Source organism: Rhodovulum imhoffii, assembly GCF_003046545.1.
Taxonomy (GTDB): domain Bacteria; phylum Pseudomonadota; class Alphaproteobacteria; order Rhodobacterales; family Rhodobacteraceae; genus Rhodovulum; species Rhodovulum imhoffii.
In genome coordinates, this window is sequence record NZ_QAAA01000013.1 from 35,247 (window position 1) to 59,614 (window position 24,368).

Genomic DNA, 24,368 nt, shown 5'->3' on the forward strand with positions numbered 1-24,368 from the left:
ACATGACCCTCGCCGTCTTCGCCCCTCTGGTTTTGCCGCGAGAAGTTCTGTCCCATGCCCGCATCCATCTCCCTGTCCGGCCTGTTCTGGTCCACGCCTGACGGCACGCCGCTTTTCTCTGACCTCAATCTTGCCTTCGGCTCTGGGCGTACCGGCATCGTCGGGCGCAATGGTATCGGCAAGAGCACGCTTCTGCGCCTGATCGCGGGGCGTCTGAGCGCAGCGCCCGGGCAGATCAGGGTGACCGGATCCATCGCCATGATGCGCCAGGACGCAATGAAGCGCGCCGACGAGACCCTCGCCGATCTCTTCGGTGTCGGGCGGGCCCTCGACCTTCTGAAACGTGCGGAACGCGGGCAGGCGGTGGCTGGCGATTTGGCCGATGCGGACTGGACCTTGCCCGCCCGGATCGAGGCGGCGCTTGCCAGGTGCGCCTTGTCGGCCGATCCGCGGACTCCGCTTGCGACATTGTCCGGTGGGCAGCGGAGCAGGGCGGCCCTTGCCGCGCTGATTCTGGCCGAGCCCGATTTCGTGCTTCTGGATGAACCAGCGAACAACCTGGATCGGGCGGGACGCCAGGCGGTGATCGGCCTTCTGCGCGGCTGGACAGGCGGAGCAATCATCGCCAGCCATGATCGCGAGGTGCTGGAGGAAATGGACTCCATCGTCGAACTTACCTCACTTGGCGCGGCCAGATATGGTGGCAACTAAACGGTCTTCCGGCAGCCAAGGACAGCGACCTCGCGGCAGCGGCGCGTGGTCTGTCCCATGCGGAAAAGGCCAGCGCCGAGGCGGCGCGTCGGGCGCAGCAGGCGACGGAGCGCAAAGCGCGCAAGGACAGCGCCGGGCGCCAGTTCCGGGCGAAGGGCGATCAACCGAAGATCCTGCTGGATGCGGCCAGAGGCCGCGCGGAGGCATCGGGCGGCGCCGGTTCCCGCTTGCGCGAGGTTCGGCGTAACGCGGCCGAGGAGGCGTTGGCCTCCGTCCGCGAGAAGGTCGAGGTGCTGGAGTCTCTGCACATGGAGATTGCGCCGACCGGCCTTCCGCCGGGCAAGACTGTCTGCGTCTGGATCATGTGACTGGCGGGTACGATTTTGAAGTTCCGGCAATCCGCGATCTTTCGGTGACGGTCACCGGGCCCGAACGGATTCTGATTGCCGGGGCAAATGGCAGTGGAAAAACCACGCTGCTCAAGCTGATTACCGGCCAGCTTCGTCCCCAAAGCGGACAAGCCCATGTTTCCGCCCCATGGTCGTTTCTGGATCAGCATGTCGGGCTGCCCAGCCCTGGCCGGACCTTGCACGAGAGCTTTCAGAGAATGAATCCCGATGCGACGACACAGATGGCCCACGCCGCTCTGGCCCGGTTTGGCTTACGCGCCGGTGACGCCCAGCGCTGCATCGCCGATCTGAGTGGAGGCGAGCGCGTGCGTGCAGGCTGGCCTGTGTTCTTGGCGGTACGCCATCCCCGCGGTTGCTGATTCTGGACGAGCCGACCAACCACCTCGATCTTGAGGGAATCGAGGCCTTGGAAGCGGCGTTGGCGTGCTATGACGGGGCAGTGCTCATCGTCAGTCATGACCGGGCATTCCTCAAGTCGCTTGCGCCCGAGAGGGTCATTCAGTTGGGGGACAACTGCCCTGTCCCGTGTCGTTGTCCTGAGGGGCCGTCCTGGACAAAACCCGATGAAACGGGTCCTTCGTTGGGAAACCGAAATTGGCCCGCGCGTTCCCGCCGACCTGCGAGGGCAAATCTGGCGCCTTGAGGGCAAGAATGAAATGTGAACCAGGCCGCCGTGCTGGTCCGACGGCGCCGCGCGGATAACAGCTTATTTTATCTTTGGTTTTCGAAACTTCGCAAAATCCGTCCTTTGGGTGTGAAAGCGCCCGAATGGCCGGAGTGTTGTGGTTGGCGAAAAAAAAGTGGCTGTGGCCTGATTTTTCGTTGACCGGCGCGTCGGGAATAGGTCATCTTGTGCGAGCCTGAGGGAGGACACACAATATTTTGTGTCCTTGGGTGGGGGGACGAAATCCAGTCAGCGGCGCCTGTCGGCGGAGCTGTGTGCAGTGCGCGCGGCCACTGGTTCCTTTGCTCAGCGTGCAGGTGTGGAATTGAACGACGGGGCAGGACGATGAAGATCGAGCGCAGATTCACCACCGAGAAAGCCGGGGCCTATGGCGGACTGGAGTTCGCGACCACCGCATCGGAGATTCGCAATCCCGACGGCCAGGTGGTTTTCCACCTTTCCGGGATCGAAGTGCCGAAGGGCTGGAGCCAGGTCGCCAGCGATGTCATCGCGCAAAAATACTTTCGCAAGGCCGGCGTCCCCGCGCGGTTGAAGCGGGTGCGTGAAAAAGGGGTGCCGGAGTTTCTGTGGCGGTCCGTGGCGGATGAGGCTGCGCTGGCGGACCTGCCGGAGACGGAACGTTTCGGGGGGGAAACCTCGGCTCGGCAGGTGTTTGACCGGATCGCCGGAGCCTGGACCTACTGGGGTTGGAAAGGCGGGTATTTCAGCACTGAAACCGACGCGCGCGCTTATTATGACGAGATGCGCCATATGTTGGCAACCCAGCGTGGGGCGCCCAACTCCCCCCAGTGGTTCAACACCGGGCTGCATTGGGCTTACGGGATCGATGGGCCGGGGCAGGGGCATTTTTACGTCGATTATCGCAGCAAAAAGCTGGTGCAATCGAAATCCGCCTATGAGCACCCGCAGCCGCATGCCTGTTTCATCCAGTCGGTCAAGGACGACCTGGTGAATGATGGCGGTATCATGGATCTTTGGGTGCGCGAGGCGCGGCTGTTCAAATACGGTTCGGGCACGGGGACAAATTTTTCCAGCCTGCGCGCCGAGGGGGAGGCCCTTTCAGGGGGCGGAAAATCCAGCGGTCTGATGGGGTTCTTGCGGATCGGGGACCGCGCGGCGGGAGCGATCAAGTCAGGTGGCACGACGCGCCGCGCGGCGAAGATGGTCATCTGCGACATGGACCACCCCGATATCGAACAGTTCATCAACTGGAAGGTCATCGAGGAGCAGAAGGTCGCCAGCCTTGTGGCGGGATCGAAAGCTCATGAAAAGCAGCTCAACGAGATTTTCGGGGCGATCCGCGCCTGGGAGGGCCGGTCCGAAGAGGCCTGCGAGCCGACCGCCAACCCGGCGCTGAAATCTGCCATCCGCGCGGCCAAGAAGGCGCTGATTCCCGAGACCTATATCAAGCGGGTGCTCGACTACGCGCGGCAGGGCTACACGGGGATCGAATTTCCGACCTACAACACCGATTGGGACAGCGACGCCTATGCGACCGTTTCGGGACAGAATTCCAACAACTCGGTTCGGGTGACGGACGCTTTCCTGCAGGCTGTCAGGGACGATGACGACTGGGAACTGCTGCACCGGACCGATGGCAAGGTGGCCAGGGTCGTCAAGGCGCGGGAGCTGTGGGAGCAGGTCGGCCATGCCGCCTGGGCCTGCGCCGATCCGGGTATCCAGTTTCACGACACGATCAACGCCTGGCACACCTGCCCGGCGGACGGACCGATCCGGGGTTCCAACCCGTGCTCGGAGTACATGTTTCTCGACGATACGGCGTGCAACCTCGCCTCGATGAACCTGCTGACCTTCTATGAGGATGGGCGTTTCATCGCCGAAGACTACATCCACGCCGCGCGCCTTTGGACGCTGACGCTGGAAATCAGCGTGATGATGGCGCAGTTCCCCAGCCGCGAGATTGCGCAACTGTCCTATGAATTTCGTACGCTTGGGTTGGGCTACGCCAATATTGGCGGGCTGTTGATGAGCATGGGCCACGGGTATGACAGCGCCGAGGGCCGGGCGCTTTGCGGGGCGCTGACGGCAATCCTGACCGGGGTGGCCTACGCGACATCGGCCGAGATCGCGGGGGAATTGGGCGCCTTCCCCGGTCATGCCCGTAATGCCGCCCATATGCTGCGCGTGATTCGCAACCATCGCCGCGCCGCACGGGGGGAGGCGCAAGGCTATGAGGGGCTGGCCGTGCACCCGGTGCCGCTGGATCATGCCAACTGCCCGGACACGGCGTTGCTGGCCCGCGCGCAGCAGGCCTGGGATACGGCGCTGGCATTGGGTGAGAAGCACGGCTTCCGCAACGCGCAGGTCAGCGTGATTGCCCCGACCGGGACGATCGGGCTGGTGATGGATTGCGACACCACAGGGATCGAACCCGATTTTGCGCTGGTCAAGTTCAAGAAACTTGCGGGCGGGGGATATTTCAAGATTATCAACCGTTCCGTCCCCGCGGCGCTGCGGGCCTTGGGATATACCCCTGCACAGATCGGGGAAATCACCGCCTATGCGGCGGGGCACGGATCCTTGGGCAACTGCCCGGCCATCAACCCGACGTCGCTTCTTGGCCATGGGTTCGGCAAGGCCGAACTCGACCGGATCGAGAAGGCGCTGCCTTCGGCTTTCGATATCCGCTTCGTTTTCAACCAGTGGACGCTGGGGGCGGAGTTCTGCACGGGCACTCTGGGGATCCCGGATGAAAAGCTGGCCGATCCGGGGTTCGACCTGCTGCGCCACCTTGGCTTTACGAAATCCGAGATCGACACCGCGAACGACCATGTTTGCGGGACCATGACGCTGGAAGGCGCCCCCCATCTGAAGCCCGACCACTACCACATTTTCGACTGTGCGAACCCTTGCGGCAAGAACGGGCGGCGTTTCCTTTCCGTTGAAAGCCATATTCGCATGATGGCGGCAGCGCAGAGTTTCATCTCGGGCGCGATTTCCAAGACCGTCAACATGCCCAATGACGCCACCATCGACGACTGCCTGAGTGCGTACGAATTGTCGTGGTCGCTGGGGGTAAAGGCGAACGCGCTTTACCGGGACGGCTCGAAACTGTCGCAACCGCTGGCGGCCGCGCTGGTCGAAGACGACGACCGGGCAGAGGAGATCCTTGCCGCCGGCACGCCCGCCGAAAAGGCGCAGGTGCTGGCCGAAAAGGTCATCGAAAAGGTCGTGGTGCAGGAGATCGTCCGTTCCCATCGGGTCAAGCTGCCGGAGCGCCGCAAAGGGTATACCCAGAAGGCCATCGTGGGCGGGCACAAGGTCTATCTGCGGACCGGGGAGTATGGCGATGGCAGCCTTGGCGAGATTTTCATCGACATGCACAAGGAAGGCGCGGGCTTCAGGGCGATGATGAACAACTTCGCCATCGCGGTCTCGGTCGGCCTGCAATACGGTGTGCCGCTGGAGGAATTCGTCGAGGCCTTTACATTCACCCGGTTCGAACCTGCGGGCACGGTGCAGGGCAATGACAGTATCAAGAACGCGACGTCGATCCTTGATTACATCTTCCGCGAACTGGCCGTCAGCTACCTCGACCGTACGGATCTGGCCCATGTCAAGCCCAGCGGGGCGGCCTTTGACGATCTTGGCGGCGGTGACAGCGAGGGCAAGCCCAACGTAAGCCCGGTATCGGAGACGGCGGCGGAGAAGTCGCTCAAGGTGCTCAAGCAGATCAGTTCCGCCGGCTACCTGCGCAAACGTCTGCCCCAGGACCTGATGCTTCTGGGCGGGGCGGATACAGGCTTTGCCGGCCCGCGGGACGCCGCTGCGCCGTTGCAGGTTCTGGTTCCGGCCAAATCCGACGCCCGTGCCAAGGCGCGCATGCAGGGCTACGAAGGCGACCCCTGCGGAGAATGCGGCAACTATACGCTGGTGCGCAACGGCACCTGCATGAAGTGCAACACCTGCGGCGCAACCAGCGGGTGCAGCTGAAACGGGTTCGGGGGCGGGTGCGCTCGCCCTGAACACTGAGAAGGCCCAGGCAAGGCAACTTTCGGGCGGTAACAAGGAGCCTGATCAGTGAACACTGGCCCCCTCCGGTTCGGAGGGGGCATTTTCTTGTCGGTCGCGATCCGTCACAAGACGGTGAGGCCCATGCCATTGATCTTCCCGCGTGGTATTGGAACACAGGCTTTGCACAGCACTGGAAGGAATCCCGATGCCCAGACAGTTTACCCTGCCGGTTCTCGCAATGTGCATAGCGGTCGCCATGGCCGGCATTCTTGGGGGGGGGCGGGCGCTTGCGGCCAGTTCCGCGCCCGCGGCATCCGACATGGTTTCCGCCCGGCTTCTGACGGCCGAGAACGGGGTTGCGCCGGGGGCCTCGACAGTCTCCGCGGCACTGGAGATTTCGCTCACGCAGGGGTGGAAGACCTACTGGCGCACGCCCGGAGAGGTCGGCCTGCCCCCCCGGATCGAGTGGAGCGGGTCGCGCAACGTGGCGGGGGCCGAGATTCTCTGGCCGGCGCCGGATCGGTTTACAGCCTTTGGCATTGAGAATTTCGGTTATTCCGGGGAAACGGTATTGCCCTTGCGGGTGAACCTGGAAAATCCGGGGGAACCCGTTGCCTTGCGGGCGCAAGTCAGCCTTTTGATCTGCGCCGAAATCTGTGTTCCGCAGGATTTCGATCTTGCGCTGGATCTGCCGGCAGGAACCGGCATCGACCCGGAAGCCGCGGCGTCGATCGCCCGACATGTGGCGCGCGTCCCGCTGTCGACGGAGGAGGCCGGCCTCTCTCTTGAACGGGCCCATCTCGACGACGAAGCCCTGACACTGGCGTTGCGCGCCCAGGCGGCGTTCACGGCACCGGACATCTTTCCCGAACTCGGGGAGGGGGCTGCCCTCGGTGCCCCGGATATCCGCCTTGGCGAGGACGGGCGGTTCCTGTGGGCACGTTTGCCGGTGCTTGCGCCGGTAACGCCCGGGGCGGCCAGCATTACCGTGACCGACGGCGCGCGCGCGGTGACACTGGATCTGCCATTGTCGGAGACGCCGCCTGCCCCGCCGTTCGATGTTCAAGAACGGCACGCCGGAGCCGGTGAACTTGTTGCGGTGGCCCTGGTGGCGTTGCTGGGCGGGCTGATTCTCAATGTCATGCCCTGCGTGCTGCCGGTGCTCTCGATCAAGCTGTCTTCGGCCCTGACGGCCCAAGGGCAGTCACCCGTGCGGGTGCGGGGCGGATTTCTGATGGCCGCGCTGGGGGTGATGTTGTTTATGTGGGGGCTGGCCGCGGCAACGCTGGCAGCCCGCGCCTTCGGGCTTTCGGTGGGGTGGGGTCTTCAGTTCCAAAACCCCGTATTCCTTGCGGCGATGTTCATGATTCTCGTGGTCTTTGCCGCAAACCTTCTGGGGCTTTATGAGATCAACCTGCCCGCAAGCTGGCAGACCCGGCTGGCCCGTGCCGACGGCGCGCCGGGCTATGGTGGGGATCTGGCCACCGGGGCCTTCGCGGCGGTGCTGGCGACGCCTTGCTCCGCGCCCTTCCTTGGCACGGCGCTGGCGTTTGCACTGTCGGGCCGGGTGGTGGATGTGCTGGTGATCTTTACCGCGTTGGGGCTGGGGCTGGCCTTGCCCTATCTTTTGGTTGCGGCGGTTCCGGGGGCGATGCTCCGGCTGCCCCGGCCGGGGCGGTGGATGCTTTGGGTCAAGCTGGGGCTGGGGGTCTTGCTGGCGGTGACGGCGGGGTGGCTGATCTGGGTGCTTTCCGGGGTCGGGGGGGGCGCCGTGGCCGTGGCCGTCCTGGCAGCCAGTGCCGTCCTGGTGGGCGTTCTGGCCCTGCGCAGGATTCCCGGCGGGATCCGGGCGCTGGCCTGTGGCATTCTGGTTGTCGTGGCGATGGTGGCGCCAGCGGTTCTCCGGCCTGAGCAGGGCGTGGCGCAGGCGGCGGCCCGGTGGCAGGCCTTCGACCGGGCGGCCATTGCCCGCCACATCGCGGCGGGGCAGGTGGTGTTCGTCGACATTACCGCCGACTGGTGCCTGACCTGCAAGGCCAACAAGGCGCTTGTAATCGGCCGTGCGCCCGTATCCCGTGCGCTGGAGGCTGCGCATATCGTGCCCATGCGCGGGGACTGGACCCGGCCCGATCCGGCCATTGGCCGTTATCTGGAAAGCCTTGGCCGCTATGGGATTCCTTTCAACGCGGTTTACGGGCCGTCGGCCCCCGAAGGGATTCTCTTGCCGGAACTGCTCAGTGCCGAAGCGGTGGTGGAGGCGCTGGAGCGGGCCCGGTAGACGGCTTCTGCCGGGCGTTGTCCGGGGCTCTGGTCTTTCCGGAACGGTTGTGCCAGCCTGACCCCGGCATATACGGCCAGATATGGGAGAAAATCATGAAATCCATCCTTTCGGGGCTGGCGGCGCTGGCGCTGTCGGCAGTGCCCCTGCACGCCCAGCAAACGGCGATTTACAGCGGTATGGACCGGCTGCACCCGGTTTGGGCTGAAAACGGTATGGTTGCCGCGCAGGAACGGGTCGCTGCCGAAGTGGGGCTTGAAATTCTGCAACAGGGTGGGAACGCGGTGGATGCCGGAGTCGCCGTGGCCTTCGCGCTGGCGGTAACGTTGCCGCGGGCGGGAAACCTGGGCGGTGGCGGGTTCATGCTGGTCCATGACGCTCAGACCGGCGAAACCAAGGCCATCGACTATCGCGAGATGGCGCCCTCCGCGGCCGAGCGGGACATGTTCCTCGATGCCGAGGGCAATGCGGACAGCACGCTGTCACGGTTCCATGGCCTTGCCGTGGGGGTCCCGGGCACGGTGGCCGGCATGCAGATGGCGCTGGAAGAATACGGCACGATGAGCCTTGCGCAGGTTGTCGCGCCCGCGATCCGGCTCGCGGAGGAGGGGATCGTCGTTACGGCGGGTCTCTCAGACAGCCTGATCGCGCTGGAAGACCGGCTGAAGAAATGGCCCAGCACCGGGAAAATCTTCTACCATGAGGACGGGACGTTTTTCCGCCCCGGCGAAATGCTGGTGCAGGCCGATCTTGCCCGGACTCTGAAGGCCATCGCCGCCGAAGGCCCGGACGGGTTCTACAAGGGGCCCGTGGCCGAGAAGATCGCCACCGCCGTGCAGGAGGCCGGCGGGCGCATCACCATGGAGGATATGTCCAACTATACCGCCGCCCTGCGGGAGCCGGTGCGGGGCGATTATCGCGGGTACGAGATCGTCTCCATGCCGCCGCCCAGTTCCGGAGGGGCGCATATCATCCAGATTCTCAATATGCTGGAAGGCTATCCGATCGGCTATCTGGGGCACAACTCGGCGGACACGATCCACCTGATGGCCGAGGCGATGAAACGTGCCTATGCGGACCGCTCGGAATATCTGGGGGATAGCGACTTCGTCGATGTGCCGCTTTCGGAGATCACCTCCAAAGCTTATGCCGAGGCGATCCGCGCCCAGATCAGCCGGTCGGTCGCGACACCTTCGTCCTCGATCGGACCCGGCGATCTTGCCCCTTACGAAAGCGATCAGACCACCCATTTCTCGGTTGTGGACAAGGACGGCAACGCGGTTTCCAACACGTATACCATCAACTTCTCGTACGGGTCGGGGCTGGTGGCGGAAGGCACCGGGGTGCTGCTCAACAACGAGATGGACGATTTCTCCGCCAAGCCCGGCGTTCCGAATGCCTATGGTCTGATCGGTGGAGACGCCAATGCGGTGGAGCCGGGCAAGCGGCCGCTTTCCTCCATGAGTCCGACGCTGGTGCTCAGGAACGGGGAGGTATTCCTCGTGACCGGGAGCCCGGGCGGGGCCCGCATCATCACCACGGTGTTGCAGGTCATCATGAACGTGATCGATCACGGTATGAACATTGCCGAGGCCAGCACCGCGCCGCGTATCCACCACCAGTGGCTGCCGGAAGAAATCCGTATTGAGGACGGGATCAGCCGCGATACGATCGCGATACTGGAAACGCGGGGTCACAAGGTGGTTCAAAAGCCGGTGATGGGATCGTCCCAGTCGATCATGATCGACCCCGAGACCGGCCTGCGCCTGGGGGCGTCCGATCCGCGTATTACTGATGCGGCCACGGTAGGCTATTGATCGTCTGACCGGCCCCCGTCCGGGCGGCGGTTCTGCATTGCGGTTCGGGCGGGGCTGTGGCACAGCCCCGCCCATGAGCGGGTTGATCTCTGGATATTTGGCGCTGGCGCGCTGGCTGGACAAGCTGTCGCTGGCGATTTGCGTGACGGCGGGCATGTTCCTGACCGGGGCGACCCTGCTGATCGTGGTTTTGCGCTACGGTTACGGTGCCGGGTTCATCCAGTTGCAGGATGCCGCAGCCTATGCGTTTACGGTTTTGCTGGCTTTCAGCCTGCCGGTAACCCTGGCGCGTGGCGGGCATGTGCGGGTCGAGGTCCTGTCCGAGCGGATGCCGTCCGGCTACGTGCGGGTTGCGGATACGGGCGCGCTGATCTTGTTCCTGATCCCGGTTTTCGCCCTCATGTTGTACGCTTACTGGCCCGATCTGCGCTATGCGTGGTCGATCCGGGAGGCGTCACTGGAAACCGGAGGGCTGGGCGGGCTTTACCTTGTCAAGACGACGTTGCCGGTTTCGGCCGCGCTGATGATCGTGCAGGGTGTCGCCGCTGTTGTGTCCTCTCAGGTCCAGAAGAAAGGCGAGGCCGGGTTGTGACGGGCGAAGAGGTCTTTCTGCTGGGGATGTTGCTGGGGTTGTTTGCGGGGATCCTTAGCGGGATTCCGGCGATGCTGGCCATTTCGGGTGTTCCCCTGATCGCGGCGCTGGCAGGATCGGCGTTTGGCGTTTTTGACCTGCATTTCCTGAATTTTTTCCCGGCGCGGGTCTGGGGGGTGATGACCAATCGCCTGTTGATGGCGGTGCCGTTGTTCGTGCTGATGGGGGTGCTTCTGGAGCGGGCGCGCCTGGCCGAGCGCATGTTGGCGGTGCTGGGGCAGATGACGGGGGGCGCACCGCGTGGGATGGCATTGAGCGTGCTGGCCTTCAGCACTCTGATTGCCGCTTCCACGGGGATCATTGGCGCAACGGTGGTGATGCTGGTGCTGATCAGCCTGCCGGCGATGCGGAACGCGGGTATCGACAAGCGTCTGGCGGCGGGGCTCATCTGTGCGAGCGGTACGCTCGGGCAGGTTATCCCGCCTTCGATTTTGCTGGTGTTGCTGGGTGACCAGATCGGTAACGTGTATCTGGAAGCCCAGCAGGCGGCAGGCAATTTCGCGCCCGATCCCGTTTCCGTCGGGGATCTGTTCGCGGGGGCGATGCTGCCGGGGTTGATGCTGGTGGGGTTGTATGCGGTTTACATCGCGCTGCGGATGCGGCCCGGCGATGGCCCTGCGCCCGCGCGCCAGAGAGTTCCTTTGCAAAAAGTGCTGTTCACCTTCTTGCCGCCGATCCTGCTGATCCTGGCGGTGCTGGGGTCGATTCTGGCCGGGGTTGCCACGACGACCGAAGCCGCGGGGCTTGGGGCCATCGGCGCGCTTCTGCTGGCGGCGCATCAGGCCGAAGGGCGCGGGACGGGCCGTGTGCTGATCGTGGCCGCAGCCCTGGGGGCGCTGGTCCTCGTCGCGATCGGATTGGCGGGGCTGGGGCGCGGGGGTATTGCCGGTCCGTCCGGAGTGGCGGCGCTTGTGGCAGGAGTGGCGATTGGCGCTGGAACCCTGGCGGCCGGCTGGCGGTTATGGCGCGGAGGGGTTCTGTACGGTGCGATGGTGGAAACCGTGCGTATCTCGGGCATGGTGTTCGGAATTGTCGTGGCCGCTTCGATGCTGTCGCTGGTGTTCCGGGGCTTTGGGGGCGACCATCTTGTCGGGACATGGATGCAGACATTGCCCGGTGGCGGGATGGGGGCGATTGCCGTGGTGATGGCGCTGATCTTCGTGCTTGGGTTCATTCTTGAAGCTGTTGAAATCATTTATATCGTTATCCCGTTGCTGGGGCCGCCAATTCTGGGAACGGAGATTTCTCCGGTCTGGTTCGGGATCCTGATCGCGATGAATCTCCAGACAAGTTTTCTGACCCCCCCGTTCGGATTTGCGTTGTTCTACTTTCGCTCTGTCGCACCGGCAGACATCTCCACCGTGGACACCTACCGGGGCGTTGTGCCCTTCGTCCTGCTACAGATTCTGGCACTGGGTATTCTGGTTGCGGTACCCGAACTGGCGACCTGGTTGCCGGATCGGATTTTCCGGTAGCGGCCCATAGCAACCCCGTATGATTCGCGCCGTCTTGCGTGTATCTCCATAAAAATTATCAACTCCTGATTGACTCATATATTTTTGTCCTGCCGGTGCGGCGTTGTGGCACATGACGGGCCAGATACAGGGTCCTGTCAAATTGGCAGTCGGATTTGCCCTTTTGGGGCTGGCTGCAAGGCGGGATTTTCCTGAGAATGCCAAATTGTCATTAGCACAAAAAGAATTTCAAAGAGTAACCATTTGAAAAGTATATAAAAAACTCTGTGCTGCGAAAATTTTCGATACCCTAGGCACCGCAAGCGGGCAGTCCATGGTGGTGCCCGAAATCCGCAGTGCCAGATGCAGGGAGCGTGTCTGGCAGGACGCGGTGAAAGGGGGGAGTGTGCTGACAACCAGACTGATCGCGGTATCGCTGGTCTGGGCCGCTTTATCCGGGGCTGGAATGGGGGCGGAAACGCCGTTTGTTGCCGGCACCGCCCCTGACAGCAGGCCGGAAGGTGCGCCGACAATCACCGAAACCGCGAAAGACAGCGACTGGTACGCCGAGGCCCTCGCGGGTGTCGAGGCACCGTACCCTTACAGCTTGCGCTTTCTTGAAGATCAGGGGGGATGGTTCACGCCGTTTACCCGACCGGGAATGACCGGGCCATACGATATTCGGGAAATGCATTGAACGCAGGCAAGGCCTGCGGAGCGATTGTCCGATCTCTTCGGGCAGTCGGGGAGTACGGGGCAAAGCCCCATAACCACAAGGAGACAAAGGGATGATTTCCAGCTTCAAGACTTTCGCGGCTGCGCTTTGTTCGGTTTCGATCCTCGCGCTGCCTGCGCTGGCCGAATCCCAGTCCGGCATGTCCGGCATGGACGGCATGTCCGGCATGGGTGGCATGTCCGGCATGGGTGGCATGTCCGGCATGGGCGGCATGTCCGGCATGTCCGGTATGAGTGGCATGGCTGGTGATGGCAGCAACTGGGTGTGCACCCAGTGGAGTTATGTCGCGCCCGGAATGATGGGCATGGGCGGCATGTCCGGCATGGGCGGCATGTCCGGCATGGGTGGCATGTCCGGCATGGGCGGCATGTCCGGCATGTCCGGCATGGGCGGCATGTCCGGCATGGGTGGCATGGGCGGCATGTCCGGCATGGGCGGCATGTCCGGCATGTCCGGCATGGGCGGCATGTCCGGCATGGGCGGCATGTCCGGCATGGGTGGCATGTCCGGCATGGGTGGCATGTCCGGCATGGGTGGCATGTCCGGCATGGGTGGCATGTCCGGCATGGGCGGCATGTCCGGCATGGGTGGCATGTCCGGCATGGGCGGCATGTCCGGCATGGGCGGCATGTCCGGCATGTCCGGCATGAGTGGTATGGCTGGCCATGGCAGCAACTGGGTGTGCACCCAGTGGAGCTCTGGCGCCCCCATGATGGGCATGTCCGGCATGGGTGGCATGTCCGGCATGTCCGGCATGTCCGGCGAGTGGACCCCGCCCAAGAGCGACGGCTGACAAGCCTGCGGCCGGGCGGGCGTTCCGCCCGGCCATTCCCTTACTGAAGATCAACAGGGCATGCGATGAAACTGCTGGGAAACGTGTTAGGTCTGGTGACCTTTGTTTTTTATGCCGCAACGGGTGTTCTGGCGGTTGTCGCGGCCTCACAACTGGTGCCTCATGCGGGCCAGCGTATTCAGCAGATATACCGGATCTGGGCAACGCCGGTCGGAACCTCGGAAATCGTCATGCCCGGCCCGGCCTGGATCGCATCGCGCGAGGCGGGCGCCAAGACCCCTTCCGATGACGCGGCACCCGTGGCGATAAGCGCCGACGCCGGTGAGGCCGTATTCCGCAAGTGTTCGGCCTGCCACACCGCCGATCAGGGAGGGGCCCACCGGACCGGGCCCAATCTCTGGAATGTTGTCGACCGGCCTGTCGCTTCGGTGGATGGGTTCGAGTTTTCCGAACCCATGGCAGGTCTCGCGGGAGAAGCCTGGAGCCCGGCACTTCTGGATGAATTTCTGGCAAACCCGCGTGGATTGGTTCCCGGAACCAAGATGACCTACGCAGGTCTTTCCGGCGCGGCGGACAGGGCGAACCTGATCGCGTGGCTGGCGCAGCAATCCGATACCCCCCGCAGCCCGGATGATCTGGGGCTTGCGGTGGCCGGGGCGGCGGATGCCGGGGCGGAGGCGGCCCCCGAAGCGGCGCCTGAGATTGCGCCGGTCCCTTACCCGGAGGGCGTGACCTATCGCAATCCGCCCGGCGCGGATGCCGGTGAACGTGCCCGCATCGAAGAGGCCGTTGCCGCGCTCAAATCCGAGGCCGAGACGCTCGACTATGAGCGCGCCCGCTTTCACCCGATCCATTTCCCGCCGCGGATCGAAACCGCGAGCAACGCGGAATGCTTGGTCTGCCACAAGGAAGTTCTTGAAAACAAAGTCCGTGAAAGCTCACCCGCAGGGGTGGAGGCCCAGGAAAGCCTGGCCTGGTACCAGACCCTGGACACTTATACCGGGCCGCAGGCAACGTTCCACTGGCGGCACCTTGAGAGCGACTTCGCCAAAGAGGTCATGAACCTTGAGTGCACCTTCTGTCACAGAGGCAATGACCCGCGTGAGGAAACCCCCGACATGGTGCCGACCCGTGCCGCTTTCAGTGCCGCACCCCAGCCGGAGTTCACTTTGCGCAAGATGGTCAATCCGACCGACACCTGCCTGCGATGCCATGGTGCCTACCCCTCGCCCGAAGAGATCATGGGCCTGGCCGGGCCCTGGCATGAGGTGCGCGAGGATTTCGAGTTTCCCGAAACGCCGAACGGCTGCATGACCTGCCATGCCGAACTGTATCGCACCAACCGGCATATGGTGACCTATCTCAACGCCGAAACCATTGAGGAACTGGCACGCGAGGGGTCGTCTGACACCTGCTACGGCTGCCATGGCGGCCGCCAGTGGTACAGCATTGCCTACCCGTATCCGCGTTCGCCCTGGCCGATGATGCCCGAAGGCGTTCCCGGCTGGGCCGAAGGCCGGCCCACGGCCCCCGACGCGCGTTACGCGCTGCCCGAGAATTGAGGAGCACCGGAAAATGACCCCCAGAGACGATCATATTGACCCGGTCGCCCCCCAGCGTGAGGATCGGCGCGATTTCCTCAAGACCTCGGCTGTTGCGGCCGCCAGCACCCTGGTGTTGGGGCCGGGGGCGCGCAAGGCCCATGCCTTCGCTTATGAACCCTATCCAACCGATGATGAGCTTGAGACCGTCGTCACGAGTTGTGCGCATAACTGCGGGTCCCGGCACATGCTGGTCGCACACAAGAAGGGTGACGTGATCGTGCGCCTGTCCACCGATAACGGGACCTACCAGGGGGATGAGTACGGCACCGATACCGAAGAAAAACCGCAGATCCGGGCCTGTCTGCGCGGTCGTTCCTACCGGCTGCGGCTTTATTCGCCCGAGCGCCTTCTCTATCCGATGAAGCGTGTCGGCGAACGGGGCGAGGGCAAGTTCAAACGCATCGGCTGGGAACAGGCTCTGAGCGAAATCGCCGAGCGCATGGTGCATCTCAAGCAGACCTACGGGCCCACCGCCCTGGTGGACCAAAGCTATGCCGGCGCTTCTTACGGGGTGCTGCACAAATCCGACCAGATCGAGGGGCTGCTTGGCCGGTTTCTCGGTATGTTCGGGTGTCGGACGTCATCCTGGTCCGTTCCCTCGTACCAAGGTACAACGTTTTCCTCCAGGATGACGTTCGGCACGATCGAAGATGGAAATGAAGACGATGCGTTCGCCCATTCCAAGCTGATCATCATGTGGGGCTGGAACCCGGCCTACACGTTCCATGGCGGCAACACGTTCTACTACATGCGGATGGCCAAGCAGCGGGGCTGCAAGTTCGTGCTTGTGGACCCGCAATATACCGACAGCGCCGCCGCCTACGATGCCTGGTGGATTCCGATCCGCCCCAATACCGATGCGGCGATGCTGGCGGGCATGGCCTATCACATCTGGGACAAGGACCTGCACGATCAGGACTTCATCGACCGCTTCGTGCAGGGAATGGACAAGGGAACCATGCCCGACTGGGCCGGGGGGCAGGAGAGCTTTCGGGATTACATTTTCGGCGAGACCGACGGCACACCCAAGACCCCGGAATGGGCGGCGGAGATTTGTGGTGTCAAGGCCGACGATATCCGCAAGCTGGCGGAGATGTATGCCACCACGAAACCCGCCGCCCTGAAGGCAAGCTGGGCGCCGGGGCGCAACGCCTATGGCGAACAATACAACCGCATGGCCGCGGCCGTTCAGGCGATGACCGGCAATATCGGCGTTCTTGGGGGGTGTGCCGAAGGGGTCGGCAAGGCCTGGCATGCCGAAGCCGTCGCTTATCCCTACGATCAGTATTCCAATGTCTGGTTTGCCTCGATCAAGTCGGACCGCTGGGCGCATATCGTGCTGAACTACCCCAACGTGAAGCGTGAGGAGGCCGGGCTCTGGCCGCGGGGGGATGCCCTTGACGGGGTGATTCCGAACATCCGCGGCATTTTCTGGCAGGGGTCGGACTGGCTCAACCAGTTGACCAATATCAACAAGGAAATAGAGGCGATCCGAAAGCTCGACAGCTATGGCGAAGGCGAGAGTTTGCTGGTCTGCATGGACAGCACCATCACGCCGACGGGCATCTGGGCCGATTACCTGCTGCCCATCGCCACCCATTTCGAGCGCCACGATGTGGCCCTGCCCTGGTACAAGGGGCATTACTACATCCACCGCCCGAAAGTGATCGAGCCGATGGGCGAGTCGAAATCCGACTTTCAGGTGTTCACGGAGCTTGCGTATCGGCTGGGTTTTGGGCCGCAATACAACCCGAAGGCCGGGCGTGACTATTTCAACAATCCCGACGCCGTGGATGAGGCGTATCTCGTCGACTGGTGGCACCGCGTGCAGGATCACCAGGGGGTCGACTGGGATTGGGAAACCTTCAAGAAGCGCGGGGTTTACAAGTTTATCCTGCCCCGGCCGCATGTGGCCTTCCGCGACCAGATCGAGAACGGAACGCCGTTCCAGACGCCTTCGGGAAAGATCGAGATTTTTTCCACCACGCTGGCGCAGATCACCGACTGGACGAAAACGCAGTATGGGTATCCGATCCCGGCAATCCCGAAATGGGTCGAGCCGTGGGAAAGCCTGATCAGCGAGAAAACAGCCGAATTTCCCTTTCACATGGTCAGCCCGCATCCGCGCTGGCGGACGCACTCGATTTTCCACAACATTCCGTGGCTGCGGGAAACCTACAGCCAGGAAACCACGATGAACGCCTCGGATGCGGCCAGGCTCGGTATTCGCAACGGCGATATCGTCGAGTGCTGGAATGACCGCGGCAAGGTCGTCACGCCGGTTTACGTGACCGAACGCTGTATGCCGGGGGTCGTCGTGTTACATGAAGGGGCGTGGATGGATCTGGATGAGAACGGCGTGGACCGTGCCGGAAATCCGGACTTCCTGACGCTGGACGAACCATCTCCGGCGGGGGCCTTCGCCTATAACACGGTGTTGTGCAATGTGAAGAAATCCGATCTCGGCCACCGGCCCGGCTGGGACCAGCTTGCAACCGCGCGGAGCCACGTGTTCCGCCGGGATCTGTAACGCGGAGGACGCGCCATGGCCGCGAATCTCGACAAGGAACGCATCAAGGAAAACGTCGCGCGGATGAAGCGCGAAACCTACACACCGGTCGTTCCGGACATGCAGATGGGTTTCATCCACCACAACGTGGATTGCATCGGCTGCCGGGCCTGCGAAATGGCCTGCAAGGACAAGAACGGCCTTGCGCCGGGGCCCCGGTTCCGCCGGGTCCAGTATATCGAAGGCGGGACCTACCCGGAGGTTTTCGCCTTCAAGGTGAACATGTCCTGCAATCACTGCGCGGAACCGGCCTGCCTGCCGTCCTGCCCGACCGGCGCGATCTTCAAGCGCAAGGACAATGGCGTGGTGGATATCGACAGCACGCTGTGCATCGGGTGCCGCAAGTGTGAGGCCGCCTGCCCCTTCGGGGCGCCGCAATACGATCCGCAGGATAACCTCGTCAAGAAATGCAACATGTGCATCGACGAGCTGGAGGCCGGGCGCAAACCCTATTGCGTTGCCGCCTGCATGATGCGCGTGCTCGATGTCGGCCCGATCGACGGGTTGCGCGACGGCACCTACGAGACCAAGGCGCGCGGTGAGAATGAAGCGGTCGTGCGGCAGGTGCACTCCATGGCGGACCCGAACCTGACCAATCCCTCGATCGTGTTCATTCCGCACAGCAAGGGGGTGGTCGATGACGGGTGAGCCCATCCCTCCGGCACAGGCGGCCCGCCTTGAATTTCTGGCCGATGCTCTGGATGTCCTGATCCGGCTGCATGACCGGGAAGTGGATCGGTCTCTTCTGATGGCGATGCAGCGTCACCGGGTGGCGCAGTGGATGGCGCGCGGCCCCGGAACGCCGGCTGTCGGTCGCGCCGCGGCCGACCTGGAAGACGCCTTGTCCGGGATCGGCCTCCAGCCGGATGCTGTGCTGCTGGACGCCCTCGCGGCGGAATATGCCGACATCTACCTGACCCACGCCTACCGCGTCGCGCCTTGCGGCTCGGTCTGGCTGACGGAGGACCGTCTGGAGCGTCAGTTGCCCATGTTCGAGGTGCGCGACTGGTATGCCCATTACGATATCACGGTCCCCAACTGGCGTCGCCGCGCCGATGACCACCTGGTACACGAGTTGCAATTCGTTTCGTTCCTGTGCCGCCAGGGGACGCCGGTCGCCGTGGCGGATGCGGCCCGGTTTCTCGATTTGCATGTGCTGTCGTGGGTGCCGCAGTTCTGTGTCAAGGGGGCCGGGCTGATGCGTCAACCGCTTTACCGTGCTTTGGCACGGCTGACCGCCGCCGTTCTGGAAGATCTGCGCAGCCTGCTGGAAGAGATGACCGGCTCCGCGCGACAGGTTCGCGCCTTGCCCGATCCGGCCCGGCCCGAGCCGGAGGAAAACGCCTATGTTCCGGGCCTCGCGGAAAGCTGGTAACATCACGCGGGAAACCATCCTGAGTTGTCGGCCTTCGGGGTGCCTGCGTGATCTGACCCCAGAGAACATCGCCGCCCTCTATCTCGACGGCACGCGCCGGATCGGCTGTGCCGATGTGTCTTGTCCAGCCTGTGCCGGTGCCGGGCGCGCGCACCTTGAAGATCTTTGCGAGGGGTTTGACGCCTTGCTGGCGGCGCGGGGGCTGCCGGGGCTGGAATTCGTGGGTCTCGATCCTGCGGCGCTTGGGGCGTGGCGCCGCCGCCGCCGGGAAGCCCCCGCCGATATGGGGCGCCGCCGCCTGTTTGTGCCGCCCGAAGACACGCCCACTGCGTTGCGGCGCCTCCAGGCAAAAGGCGCGCAAAGGCCTGGTGTGCCCTTTGCTCATGTGCCGGTCATTGACGCGGAGCGGTGCAGCGGATGTTCCGCCTGCGTACGGGTTTGCCCGGAGGGGGTGATTTCCCTTGCCGACAGCCTGGAAGGGGGGGGGGCTGCCTACCGGGTCCGCCCCACAAGGTGCTGCGGATGCGCCCTTTGCGTGGATGTGTGTCCGGAGAGCGCGCTGCGCCTTGACCGCTTCGCACCCGCGCCTGTGGATTTGCAGCTTGCACATTCGATCTGCCCGTCTTGCGGCGCGGACAAGCTGGACCCCGTAGCGAAGGCGACCGACGGCGTCGGCCCGTGCCGGGTCTGTCGCGCGGTCCGCTCCCGGCCGCCGGTTCTCGTCATGCGGTAACTCAGGTTTCCTTCAGCTTGCCGATCAGACGGTAGGTGTTGCGCTCACTCATGCCCATGATGCGCGCGACGGTCTTTCTGTTTCCGTCGTGCCGGTCCAGAAGCATTTTCAGATAAACGTCGCGGATCTGGTCGAGCGTGGGTTCTTCCCTGAAGCTCAGGGTTACGCCTGCGTCCGACCGCGCGGCGGCTGGGGTAAGGGCGATGTGATGGGGGGCGATCTCGGGTTCGGTTGCGGACATGATCAGGCCGCGTTCGATGACGTTGCGCAACTCCCGTACGTTGCCGGGCCAGTCATAGGTGGTGAGGTCCTGTAACGCCTGCGCGGTGAGTTCCTTGTCGATGTTGCGCTGAAAGCTTCGGTTGCGGACGAAATACCTGGCCAGAACCGGGATGTCCTCCTTTCGTTCGCGCAGGGGCGGAACGGGGATTCGGAAGGCGCTGAGCCGGTAGTACAACTCGCTGCGGAAGGTACCTTCCTCGACGAGTTTCGCAAGGTCGTTGCTGGTGGCGGCAATGATCCGCACATCGGCAAACAGATTCTGGACCCCGCCCAGCCGCCGGAACACGCCGGTTTCCATCACCCGCAGCAGGCGGCTCTGGTTCGCGGGGGACAATTCCGCCACGTCGCTGATATAGATCGTCCCGCCATCGGCGAGTTCCAGCATCCCTTCGCGACGGTTTTCGGCACCCGGTATGGCGTCGGGCTCGTGCCCGAAAAGTTCCGAAGCAGTCATCGTCTGCTGAGCCGGGTCGCAGTCGATCGGCACGAAGCGTTCCTCTTTGCGTTCGGACCCTTCGTGCAAGGCGCGCGCGACCAGTTCTTTTCCCACACCGCCTTCGCCTTCGATCAGCAAGGTCGGGGCCGAGGCCGCATAGAGGTCGATCAGCCTGCGCAGTTCGGTGACATTCGGACTGTCGCCGATGATCGGTTCACCGCTGCCGCGCCGGGCCAGAGACTGCCAGAACACCACGTCCCGCTTGAGTTCCGCCGTCGCCAGCGCCCGCTGAAGTGCGAGCTTGAGCGTGTCGAAGGTGACAGGCTTGGTCAGGTAATCGCTGGCTCCGCTTTGGACCGCACGCACGGCCTGGTCGATGGAGCCGAAGGCCGTCAGGATAATCACCGGGCAGTGCGGGGAAAACCGTTCCAGCAGGGTGAACCCTTCGGAATCGGGCAGGCGGATATCGGCGCAGATGAGATCGGGGTGCAGGGCTTCGGCCTGGGATTCGGCCTCGGCCAGGGAGTGGACGCCGTTGGCGGTATATCCCATCTCCCGGATATGGTCGCATAACAGGGCGTTCAGGCTCTGGTCGTCTTCGATCACGAGAATGCTGTGCTGCGGCTGGGTCATGCGCGGGCCTCGTCTGCGTCGGGAATGCTGACATGAAAGACCGCGCCGTCTCCCGGGGCGCTTTCGGCGCTGATGCGGCCGTTCAGGTTGTCGAGAATGGATTTGCAGATCGACAGTCCCAGTCCGCGCCCGCGGCTGCCATCGGCGCGGCGTGTCCAGAAAGGAAGGAATATCTTGTCGATCTCGTGCGGGGGGATGCCAACGCCGGTGTCGCGGATGCTCAGCCGGACCGTGCCTTCGCGTGCGCGGCAGGATATTTTGACCGTACCGCCTTCCGGCATCGCGTGGATCGCGTTCAGGACGAGGTTGAAAACCAGGGTCCGCATGTCGCCATCCCGTGCCAGGACCCGGGGGCACCCCTCAAGTTCGGGGACCAGGCGGGCATTGGCCTTCTCGGCCTCAAATCGCAAAAGGGCCAGGGTTTCGCGTATGATCGGGTTCATGTCGATCAGTTCCCGCTCCCCCTGGGGCAGGGCCGCCAGCCGCAAGAGGCTTTCGGTGAAATCCATGCATTTGTCGATCTCGGCGTCGGCAATGTCGAGATAGTATCCGGCCCGCGGGGACCGTGCATCCTTTCGAATGCTGCGCAGGGCCAGCTTCAGCGACGACATCGGGTTCAGAACCTCGTGGGCGACACCGGCCGCCAGGATTCCCATCTCGGAGAGCCGCTGTTCCTGCGAGATGTTCATCTGGGTTTGCAGGTCGCGGATCGACTCGACAACACAGGGAATTTCCGCCCCTTCGATCCGGAGCGTGACCGGGACGGCGAAGAGCTCCACCGGCAGGGTTGCGCCGGAGGCGGTGACATGGGTGTGGCTGCACTTTATCCGCGGGGCCCCGTTTTGCAGCAGTTCCACCAGCGGGCAGCAGACCAGGGTGGGTACGCAAGGGGCGCCGCGCCGGTGGCTGGAGCCGTGGCAGGGCAGGCGCAGGGCCTCATCGGACGTTACGCCAAGCTGGGCGCAATAAGCGGCGTTGACCATGCGCACGCGGAAATTCCCGTCGATCACGCGCACCCCGTCGGGGATGGCGTCGATCAGGGCTTGCAGCACGGTGGCATTGGCGCGCAGCGTTTCCATCTGGGCCTCGACCTGGTCGGCCATCGTGTTGAAGCTTTGGGCAAGTCGGGCAATCTCATCCTGTCCGGTTTGCGCCACGCGCACGGACAAATCCCCCCCCGCGATCGTTGCCGCGGTGGTGGCCAGTGCATCGGTTCGCGCCAGGACCAGCCGGTGCAGCGCCGCCCATAACCCCCCAAGAACCAGCGCAATCACGAAAAGCCCTGAAACCCCAAGCAAAAGCACCCCGTCGCGCAGGTTGCGCCGTATGGCGGAGGCGTCGTAATCAACCACCAGAAGCCCGTTGACCGGGTTGTCGGCCACCGGGCCGTGGCATTGCTGGCAAACCGGTTTGTTCAGGACAGGGTTGATGCTGCGCAGGACCTCGACCCCTTCGGCGGGTGCGCGAAAGCCGGTTTTCTGGTGCCGGTCGGCCAGGGCGGTCCCGAAGGCCGGATCGTCGATCTGCGAGAACAGGCTGCCCGCGTCCGAGGAAAAGCGGATTTCGCCTTTCGGGTTGAGGATGGAGACCGCCCGCACCCCGTCCTGCGATCCCAGACGTCGAACGATATCCTGCAACCCGTCCAGATCGCGCTTGATCATCGCATTTTCCAGGGCGGCCTGCAAAAGCAGGTTCACGCTGATCGAGGCATCTTCGTAGGTTTCCAAAGTCCGCTGGCGGTAGGTTGTCGTGACCAGCAAAAGAAACCCCAGCGACATCGCTGCCAGGAGTGCACCGAAGATCACTGCAAAGCGTCGTTGCAGACGCCCGGCCCACCATCGCCCCGCATGGCCGGACGGCGCGGTGGTCACCACGGGAACCCTTGCGGGAACGGCTGCAGGCCGGGGCACGGTGGGAAAAGGTTAAACAGCAGATGCATCCTTTCAGGCGCTTCGGTCATGGGTAAGTTTATTCCTTTTCCGGGAGGCAGGCGTTGTGCCAGATCAAGTTATTCCAAGTGTAATGAGTTGCGGTTGCAAAACGGGCCGGATTTGCGCATCGTGCGTGCGACCCGTATCCGGGGGCCGCCATGGCGGGCGGAGCGTTTCGCCGGTTGTTGTGGCCCTTTGGCACGCGCTTTCCTGACATGAACGAGAGGACCACCATGTATCGCAGAACCTTCCTGACCTCGGGCGCGGGCCTGACGGCGGCGTTGGCGGCTCCGGCATTGGCCAGCGGCAAGATCCACTGGAACCTGCCCACGGCGTTTCCCAAGAATGCTCCCGGTGTGGGCACCAATGTCACCACCTTTGCCGAGCGCGTTGCGGCGATGTCCGGCGGGCGGCTGACCTTTACCGTTTATGGCGCGGGGGAACTGGTGCCGCCTTTCGCGGTTGAGGATGCCGTTCAGCAAGGCAACGCGCCGGTGGGGCACGGGCCGACCTATTACGCCGCAGGCAAGAACCCGGCCCTGCACTGGTTCACGGGGGTGCCCTTCGGGATGACGTCGCAAGAGCATTACGCTTGGCTGCGCTGGGGCGGCGGGCAGGCGGTCTGGGATGAGATTTACGCCCAGCGAAACCTCAAGCCGATCTATTCGGGGAACTCGAACACCCAGTCGGGGGGATGGTTCAAGACCCCGTTGACGTCGGTGGCCGACCTGAAAGGGCTTAACATCCGCGTGGCCGGACTTGGGGGGGAAATCTACCGTAAGCTGGGAGCCAACGCGGTACTGATGCCGCCGCCGGAGATTTTCCAGGCGCTGCAATCGGGGGCGATCGATGCGGCCGAATGGGTCGGGCCTTACCTGGATCAGGCGTTCGGTCTGCAAAAGATCACGCAGAATTGCTATGTTCCGGCGTTCAACGAACCCGGTGCCGGCGTGGCGGTGATCTTCAACACCGGCGCCTGGGCAGAACTTTCGCCCGATCTTCAGGCGATTTGCGAGTCCGCCGCGCTGACCGCCGCGTTGGAGATGCAGGCGCAGTTCGACTATTTCAATACCAGATCCATGGCGGAGCTGAAAGCGCAGGGCGTGCAGTTCCGCCCCTTCCCGGAGGATATCGTGGCGGGGATGCGCACGGCCTGGGCCGAGGTGCGGGATGAACTGACAACCGCCAATCCCGATGTGGCGAAAGTGCGTGAAAGCTACGATGCCTATCTTGCCGATGCCACGGCCTACGCCGCTGACATGAGCTTGCCGCTGCTGACCGGGCGTCGGTAAGC

At 63.6% G+C, this 24,368-nt stretch carries 18 protein-coding genes; 16 read left to right on the forward strand and 2 right to left on the reverse strand.

From position 1 onward, the window contains the following. Positions 1-54 precede the first annotated feature (54 nt). The 15 genes from C8N32_RS15100 (at position 55) to C8N32_RS15120 (ending at position 19,792) form a co-directional block, all read left to right on the forward strand. Positions 55-711, forward strand: a complete 657-nt coding sequence (locus tag C8N32_RS15100; protein ID WP_201132423.1) for an ATP-binding cassette domain-containing protein — start codon at positions 55-57, stop codon at positions 709-711. Positions 712-938: 227 nt separating this feature from the next. Further along, the gene (locus C8N32_RS15105) at positions 939-1,079 is read left to right on the forward strand and encodes a hypothetical protein (RefSeq protein ID WP_201132424.1); all 141 of its coding nucleotides are present in this window, start codon (positions 939-941) and stop codon (positions 1,077-1,079) included. Continuing rightward, the gene (locus C8N32_RS15110; RefSeq protein ID WP_201132425.1) at positions 1,076-1,480 is read left to right on the forward strand and encodes an ATP-binding cassette domain-containing protein; all 405 of its coding nucleotides are present in this window, start codon (positions 1,076-1,078) and stop codon (positions 1,478-1,480) included. The genes C8N32_RS15105 and C8N32_RS15110 overlap by 4 nt, the downstream gene beginning before the upstream one ends. Positions 1,481-2,130: 650 nt before the next feature. Then, complete coding sequence (locus C8N32_RS10760; protein ID WP_107892993.1) at positions 2,131-5,760, forward strand: vitamin B12-dependent ribonucleotide reductase; 3,630 nt, start codon at positions 2,131-2,133, stop codon at positions 5,758-5,760. A gap of 226 nt (positions 5,761-5,986) precedes the next feature. Then, positions 5,987-8,059 carry a protein-disulfide reductase DsbD family protein gene (locus tag C8N32_RS10765; RefSeq protein WP_244905916.1) on the forward strand — a complete coding sequence of 691 codons (2,073 nt, stop codon included), beginning with the start codon at positions 5,987-5,989 and terminating at the stop codon, positions 8,057-8,059. 95 nt (positions 8,060-8,154) lie between these two features. Continuing rightward, positions 8,155-9,876 carry a gamma-glutamyltransferase gene (gene ggt, locus C8N32_RS10770; protein ID WP_107892994.1) on the forward strand — a complete coding sequence of 574 codons (1,722 nt, stop codon included), beginning with the start codon at positions 8,155-8,157 and terminating at the stop codon, positions 9,874-9,876. A gap of 73 nt (positions 9,877-9,949) precedes the next feature. Further along, positions 9,950-10,468 carry a TRAP transporter small permease subunit gene (locus C8N32_RS10775; protein WP_242509575.1) on the forward strand — a complete coding sequence of 173 codons (519 nt, stop codon included), beginning with the start codon at positions 9,950-9,952 and terminating at the stop codon, positions 10,466-10,468. After that, positions 10,465-12,003 (forward strand): TRAP transporter large permease, encoded by a 1,539-nt coding sequence (locus C8N32_RS10780; protein ID WP_107892995.1) that lies wholly within the window; start codon positions 10,465-10,467, stop codon positions 12,001-12,003. Before C8N32_RS10775 ends, C8N32_RS10780 begins: the two co-directional genes overlap by 4 nt. Positions 12,004-12,316: 313 nt before the next feature. Continuing rightward, positions 12,317-12,679, forward strand: a complete 363-nt coding sequence (locus tag C8N32_RS10785; RefSeq protein WP_107892996.1) for a hypothetical protein — start codon at positions 12,317-12,319, stop codon at positions 12,677-12,679. A gap of 91 nt (positions 12,680-12,770) precedes the next feature. Then, positions 12,771-13,511, forward strand: a complete 741-nt coding sequence (locus tag C8N32_RS15115; protein WP_211309709.1) for a hypothetical protein — start codon at positions 12,771-12,773, stop codon at positions 13,509-13,511. A 95-nt stretch (positions 13,512-13,606) separates the two neighbouring features. Beyond that, positions 13,607-15,073: a c-type cytochrome gene (locus C8N32_RS10795; RefSeq protein WP_170106781.1), complete on the forward strand. Its 1,467-nt coding sequence runs from the start codon at positions 13,607-13,609 to the stop codon at positions 15,071-15,073. A 13-nt stretch (positions 15,074-15,086) separates the two neighbouring features. Beyond that, complete coding sequence (locus tag C8N32_RS10800) at positions 15,087-17,645, forward strand: molybdopterin-dependent oxidoreductase (protein ID WP_107892998.1); 2,559 nt, start codon at positions 15,087-15,089, stop codon at positions 17,643-17,645. A gap of 15 nt (positions 17,646-17,660) precedes the next feature. Next, a complete protein-coding gene (locus tag C8N32_RS10805; protein WP_107892999.1) occupies positions 17,661-18,332 on the forward strand; it encodes a 4Fe-4S dicluster domain-containing protein in 672 nt (223 codons plus the stop codon). Next, a complete protein-coding gene (locus C8N32_RS10810) occupies positions 18,322-19,059 on the forward strand; it encodes a TorD/DmsD family molecular chaperone (RefSeq protein ID WP_107893000.1) in 738 nt (245 codons plus the stop codon). Before C8N32_RS10805 ends, C8N32_RS10810 begins: the two co-directional genes overlap by 11 nt. Further along, positions 19,031-19,792, forward strand: a complete 762-nt coding sequence (locus C8N32_RS15120; RefSeq protein ID WP_201132396.1) for a 4Fe-4S binding protein — start codon at positions 19,031-19,033, stop codon at positions 19,790-19,792. The genes C8N32_RS10810 and C8N32_RS15120 overlap by 29 nt, the downstream gene beginning before the upstream one ends. 1 nt (position 19,793) lies before the next feature. On the opposite strand, the gene C8N32_RS10820 is transcribed toward C8N32_RS15120, so the two are convergent. Both C8N32_RS10820 and C8N32_RS10825 read right to left on the reverse strand, forming a co-directional pair. Further along, positions 19,794-21,143, reverse strand: a complete 1,350-nt coding sequence (locus C8N32_RS10820; RefSeq protein WP_107893001.1) for a sigma-54-dependent transcriptional regulator — start codon at positions 21,141-21,143, stop codon at positions 19,794-19,796. Next, positions 21,140-23,053 carry a sensor histidine kinase gene (locus C8N32_RS10825; RefSeq protein ID WP_201132395.1) on the reverse strand — a complete coding sequence of 638 codons (1,914 nt, stop codon included), beginning with the start codon at positions 23,051-23,053 and terminating at the stop codon, positions 21,140-21,142. Before C8N32_RS10825 ends, C8N32_RS10820 begins: the two co-directional genes overlap by 4 nt. Positions 23,054-23,307: 254 nt before the next feature. On the opposite strand from C8N32_RS10825, the gene C8N32_RS10830 reads away from it, so the two are divergent. Beyond that, positions 23,308-24,366 (forward strand): TRAP transporter substrate-binding protein, encoded by a 1,059-nt coding sequence (locus C8N32_RS10830; protein ID WP_107893003.1) that lies wholly within the window; start codon positions 23,308-23,310, stop codon positions 24,364-24,366. Positions 24,367-24,368 lie beyond the last annotated feature (2 nt).

Bases quoted from the DNA above. Each gene is read 5' to 3' on its own strand.
- C8N32_RS15100 (WP_201132423.1), top strand. From the start codon at position 55: ATGCCCGCATCCATCTCCCTGTCCGGCCTGTTCTGGTCCACGCCTGAC.
- C8N32_RS10760 (WP_107892993.1), top strand. From the start codon at position 2,131: ATGAAGATCGAGCGCAGATTCACCACCGAGAAAGCCGGGGCCTATGGC.
- C8N32_RS10765 (WP_244905916.1), top strand. From the start codon at position 5,987: ATGCCCAGACAGTTTACCCTGCCGGTTCTCGCAATGTGCATAGCGGTC.
- ggt (WP_107892994.1), top strand. From the start codon at position 8,155: ATGAAATCCATCCTTTCGGGGCTGGCGGCGCTGGCGCTGTCGGCAGTG.
- C8N32_RS10775 (WP_242509575.1), top strand. From the start codon at position 9,950: ATGAGCGGGTTGATCTCTGGATATTTGGCGCTGGCGCGCTGGCTGGAC.
- C8N32_RS10785 (WP_107892996.1), top strand. From the start codon at position 12,317: ATGGTGGTGCCCGAAATCCGCAGTGCCAGATGCAGGGAGCGTGTCTGG.
- C8N32_RS15115 (WP_211309709.1), top strand. From the start codon at position 12,771: ATGATTTCCAGCTTCAAGACTTTCGCGGCTGCGCTTTGTTCGGTTTCG.
- C8N32_RS10800 (WP_107892998.1), top strand. From the start codon at position 15,087: ATGACCCCCAGAGACGATCATATTGACCCGGTCGCCCCCCAGCGTGAG.
- C8N32_RS10805 (WP_107892999.1), top strand. From the start codon at position 17,661: ATGGCCGCGAATCTCGACAAGGAACGCATCAAGGAAAACGTCGCGCGG.
- C8N32_RS10810 (WP_107893000.1), top strand. From the start codon at position 18,322: ATGACGGGTGAGCCCATCCCTCCGGCACAGGCGGCCCGCCTTGAATTT.
- C8N32_RS15120 (WP_201132396.1), top strand. From the start codon at position 19,031: ATGTTCCGGGCCTCGCGGAAAGCTGGTAACATCACGCGGGAAACCATC.
- C8N32_RS10820 (WP_107893001.1), bottom strand. From the start codon at position 21,143: ATGACCCAGCCGCAGCACAGCATTCTCGTGATCGAAGACGACCAGAGC.
- C8N32_RS10830 (WP_107893003.1), top strand. From the start codon at position 23,308: ATGTATCGCAGAACCTTCCTGACCTCGGGCGCGGGCCTGACGGCGGCG.